General features: G+C 76.4%; 2 protein-coding genes. Both read left to right on the plus strand.

Features of this window, described 5'->3' with window-relative positions; all coding sequences use genetic code 11:
• Positions 1-26: 26 nt before the first annotated feature.
• Complete coding sequence (locus ACWEN3_RS45965) at positions 27-1,259, plus strand: glycosyltransferase (RefSeq protein WP_452984331.1); 1,233 nt, start codon at positions 27-29, stop codon at positions 1,257-1,259.
• Positions 1,256-1,909: D-sedoheptulose-7-phosphate isomerase (locus tag ACWEN3_RS45970; protein ID WP_452984332.1), on the plus strand; the 654-nt coding region annotated here is incomplete at its 3' end. The genes ACWEN3_RS45965 and ACWEN3_RS45970, both read left to right, overlap by 4 nt.

Genomic DNA, 1,909 nt, shown 5'->3' on the forward strand with positions numbered 1-1,909 from the left:
GAGCGCCTGATCAAGGAGGTCACCCGATGAGCCGTATTCCGCACACGGCCGGGCGCGTCGCCATGGTCTCCGAGCACGCCAGCCCCCTGGCCGCGCTCGGCGGACCGGACGCGGGCGGCCAGAACGTGTACGTGGCACAGGTCGCCCGGCAGCTCGCCGGACGCGGCCACTGGGTCACGGTGTACACCCGGCGGGACTCGGCGGGCCTGCCGGACCGGGTGACCCTCATCGACGGAGTGCAGGTGGTGCACGTGCCCGCCGGGCCGCCCGCCCCCGTCCCCAAGGACCAACTCCTGCCGCACATGGACGAGTTCGGCGCCTTCCTGGCCCGGCGGTGGGCCGAGCGCCCGCCCGACGTGGTGCACGCCCACTTCTGGATGTCGGGCCTGGCCGCCCTCGCCGGCGCCCGGGACCTCGGCATCCCCGTCGTGCAGACGTACCACGCGCTGGGCACCGTGAAGAAGCGCTACCAGGGCGCCGCCGACACCAGCCCGCCGCAGCGCCTCGCGATCGAGGAGGCCGTCGGCCACGAGTGCGCCCGGATCATCGCCACCTGCAGCGACGAGGTGGCCGAACTGAAGGCCATGGGGCTGTCCGAGGACCGGTTCCGTGTCGTGCCGTGCGGGGTCGACCCCGACCAGTTCGCGCCCGTCGCCCGGAGCCGCCCGCCCGGCGCCCGCAGGCGGCTGCTGGCCGTCGGCCGGCTCGTGCCCCCCAAGGGCTTCGACCGGGCCATCCGCGCCCTGGCCGGCATCCCCGACGCCGAACTCCTCGTCGCGGGCGGCCCGGAGGCCGACCTGCTCGGCGCCGAACCCGAGGCCGCGCGCCTCTACGCCGTCGCCCGCGAGTACGGCGTCCTGGACCGCGTCACCCTGCTCGGCGGGGTGAGCCGGGCCCGGATGCCGCGGCTGATGGCCGGCGCCGACCTCGTGCTGTCGCTGCCCCGCTACGAGCCCTTCGGCATCGTCCCGCTGGAGGCCATGGCCTGCGCCACCCCGGTCGTCGCCACCGCGGTCGGCGGCCAGCTCGACACCGTCGTGGACGGCGCCACCGGGGTCCTGGTCCCGGCCGACGGCGACCACGACCTCGGCGGGGCCGTCCGCGCGCTGCTCGCCGACCCGGACCGGCTCGCCCGGTACGGAGCCGCGGGCCGCCGGCGGGTCCTGGAGCACTACACCTGGGACCGGGTGGCCGACGGCGTGGCCGGGGTGTACCGCGCCGTGTCCGCCATCCCCTCGCTGTCGGGAGCCGTCCGATGAGGACCGCCGTCGACACGACCCACTGCGACGACCTGATGAAGGCCCTGGAGACGTTCCGCGAGCGCGGCCCCCGCATCGAGCGCTGGGGCGGCGAACTGGCCCGGCGGCTGGGCGCCGGGTCCCGGCTGCTCGTCGCCGGCAACGGCGGCAGCGCCGCGCAGGCCCAGCACCTGACCGCGGAACTCGTCGGCCGCTACCGCGACGACCGGCCGCCGTTCTCCGCCGTCGCCCTGCACGCCGACACCTCCTCCACCACCGCGATCGCCAACGACTACGGCGTCCAGGAGGTGTTCGCCCGCCAGACCGCCGCCCACGGCCGCCCCGGGGACGTGCTCATGCTGCTGTCCACCAGCGGCGCCAGCGCCAACCTGCTGGCCGCCGCCGACCGCGCCCACCGCCTGGGCATGACCGTGTGGGCGCTGACCGGGCGGGCCCCCAACCCCCTCCAGCTCGGCGCCGACGAGGCGCTGTGCGCGGACGCCCCCGTGGCCGCCACCGTGCAGGAACTGCACCTGGTCGCCGTGCACATGCTCTGCGAGGCCTTCGACCGGGCCGTCGAGAGCGGCGAGGCGGACCGGGCCGCCCGGCAGAAGCGCGGGCCAAGGGCACGAATCCAAGCACGGCGGGTGCGGGCCACTGGCGGCAGATGC

The organism is Streptomyces sp. NPDC004561 (assembly GCF_053602155.1).

What these genes read in the sequence shown, in the direction of transcription:
- ACWEN3_RS45965 (WP_452984331.1), top strand. Translation starts at nt 27, where the DNA reads ATGAGCCGTATTCCGCACACGGCCGGGCGCGTCGCCATGGTCTCCGAG.